This window comes from Brachyspira catarrhinii (assembly GCF_005518285.1).
Classification (GTDB): domain Bacteria; phylum Spirochaetota; class Brachyspiria; order Brachyspirales; family Brachyspiraceae; genus Brachyspira; species Brachyspira catarrhinii.
In genome coordinates, this window is sequence record NZ_SJDU01000360.1 from 1 (window position 1) to 2,315 (window position 2,315).

The following is a 2,315-nucleotide window of genomic DNA, read 5'->3' on the forward strand; positions in this document are numbered from 1 at the left end:
ACTAACTTCGACAGGTTTGCGTCATAACCGAATTGAACTATATTTTCAACAGTCGATATTCCTGGATTAATAGGTCTTATCATTTCTATCAAAAATTTTGAAAATTCCGTAGACATTTTGCTTATTCCCACAAAGAAAGTCGCGGGCTTTATACTGCTTAAAGGACTTATTCCTATTCCCGAAATATCTCCCGTCAGATTAACGAGCAGTTTTTCATCGTCTATTCTGCCTCTGTTTTCGGGCGAAAGCAAATACTTAAAATTAATATCGCTTGCCAAAATTCGCATATCGTATTTTATGCTTCTTGCGTTGAAACTTCCCAAATCCAAATTGAGCCAAGGCAAATGAATAGCGCCTCTTCTTGGAGCCGTTCCGTTAGATATTGACTGCAAAAATAAATCGTTGTCAAATTTTTCGCCGCCTATATATAAAGAAGATTTTAAATCTTGAATTGTAATTCCATGTCCTTGAACTTTAACCGCCGAAGAAAAATCGGTTATTCTTATACTGTCGTCTATGAAAGGAGCTATTTTCAAATAAACTCGCAGTTGTTCAAAAAATAAATTAGGAACTTCGCTAACAAGCGGAGTATATCTTGCCACCGTTGAAACGACTTGATTTTGAGTCGGAGTCAAATCAAAATTATAATCTATATCCGATTTTAATCCTTGCAATACAATTGACATTTTATCTTCCGAATCCATATTTACAAAAAATTCGTCCGCTATCAAATCTCCGTTTGCAACATTGTTTTTCAAATTGCCGATTAAACTTAATAATCCTCCAATTTCCATTCCGAAAGGGAGATATAAATTATCCGTATCTAATCCTATTTCGTAATTTAAATTCGCGTTTTTTATCACGGGAGTAAAATATCCATCAACGCTAACTTTCAAATTATTAGTCGGGCTTTCCAAATTAAATTTTCTTATATTCGCATGCAGATTCTCTCCAAAGTTGACATCCGCATCAGCCTGCAAAAAAATATCTTGAAGTTTATATTGTTCTTCCGTAGCGTAAAAAGTGCTGTAATTCGTAAAACTTGCAAAAGTGTCTTCCAAAGACAAATTATAACCAAGCGCGCTCGTTATCCGAACATCGTCATCGAAAGGCATACTGTCAAGAAGTTCGGCAAATTTTGGAGAGAGCCATCTCTTCATCGAATAAGGCGCTATTCTAAAAGTATGAATATTAACAAAACCTTTTTTTAATCCCATTCCTTCCAAATCGAGATACGATTTGAAATTCAAAAAATTATCCAAATCCAAATTAAGCTCGGAGACTTTAATCGTTTGCGAAAGTAAATCGGCGTTTGCAAGAAGTTTTAATTTTGCCTTTGCCGTAGACGAAACTTCTCCCGATAAATTATAAGAAAAATTATTTACTATTCCGTTTAGAGTGGCGTCTATATCGTTTATCAAATCTCCGAATATATTTAAATCGGCATTCAAAGAGCCTCTTGCAATTCCTCCGCTCAAATTTGCCAAAGGTAAAGATTTAAGATTTATATTCAAATCGGTAGGTTCGTCAAATTTCACCTCGCCGTTTATCTTTATATCCGAATTAATATATTTAGTAGAAATATTATCGACATAAACAACCGTGTCCGATTTTTTTTCTGGTTCGCTTATCGCTGGAGCTACCGCTAAAAGCCCGTTTAACGAAGAGATAACTCTTAAAGACAAATCCGTTTCGTTTATCATATATTTATTTAAAGCGAAAACTCTATCGATTGTCGTGTTATGATTAATTTTTATATCTTCGCTCGAAGTTTTATTTTTATTATAATTATAATTTATTTTTGTAAGAGAATTCAAATTATTTACGGATATTAAATTTGGCATAGATAGATTTATTTTTTCCAAAGACAAATCAATAATATTATTTATATTATTAATCGTTCCCGTAGTTTTTTCGGCGTTTGCATTAACTAAACCGCTCATATTCAAACCCAAAGAAGGCAAAAATATTGTAGTTAGGCTATTAACTTTATTCAAATCTATTTTTGCGTATAAAGTGTCCAAATCGATTCCAATATTGTCCGAAAATATTTTGGAGGCGGAAGCGACTATTTTCAATATTTCGTCATTTAAAAGTTCCGAAGAGATATTGTCGACATAGACGCTTTGATTCGTTATATTATATCTCGTTTTCAAATTGAAAGCAGCTTGCATATCTTCTTTTTTAATTCCGTTATATTTAAAATCGGGCTTATCAATTTCAAAATCGAATTTTACCAAAATCTCGTTTTCGTTATCAGAATTGTCAATATTTAAATTGAATAGCGGATTATCTTTAAATGAAGTTTTGCCATC

The 2,315-nt window shown here is 32.9% G+C and carries 1 protein-coding gene; it reads right to left on the reverse strand.

The window, feature by feature from the left end; genetic code table 11:
• On the reverse strand, positions 1 to 2,315 hold a 2,315-nt coding region (locus tag EZH24_RS10485), incomplete at both ends, for an outer membrane assembly protein AsmA (protein ID WP_137999073.1).